Origin of the sequence: Pseudomonas sp. 51_B (assembly GCF_017491595.1) — a bacterium.
GTDB lineage: Bacteria > Pseudomonadota > Gammaproteobacteria > Pseudomonadales > Pseudomonadaceae > Aquipseudomonas > Aquipseudomonas promysalinigenes.
The window spans coordinates 1-440 of record NZ_JAFGYW010000432.1; the positions used below are offsets into that span (position 1 = coordinate 1).

Here is a 440-nt window from a genome sequence, read left to right on the forward strand (position 1 = left end):
GTCCTTACCGCGCGTTCGATGCGGGCACGCGCGGTAAGGACCGCGCGCCCCGCGAGGGCGCAAGGCCCGTCGCGCCCCGTGCGTACCGCCCGCTTCGGCGAACGGCCGGCCACCCGCGCGAGCGCATCCGGCGAGCGCCGCCCCACGGCCCGCGCGGCGACGGGTTCGCGCCTCCAGCTCGCGCAGCCGATCAAGCGCGGCGGCGGCGAACTGGGCGAATCCGCTCGCGGCGGTGAGCACGGTGAGCACGGCGAACGCGGCAAGCGTATCGAGCGCGGCGACGAAACCGGCCTCGTGCGCCTGTCGAAGCGCATGTCGGAGCTGGGTCTCTGCTCGCGCCGCGAAGCAGACGAATGGATCGAGAAAGGCTGGGTGCTCGTCGACGGCGAGCGCATCGACACGCTCGGCACGAAGGTGCGCGCCGACCAGCGCATCGAGAT

General features: G+C 73.6%; 1 protein-coding gene. It reads left to right on the forward strand.

Annotated features, from left to right (window positions below):
• Nucleotides 1-78: 78 nt before the first annotated feature.
• Nucleotides 79-440: S4 domain-containing protein (locus J5M56_RS27275; protein ID WP_347709441.1), on the forward strand; the 362-nt coding region annotated here is incomplete at its 3' end.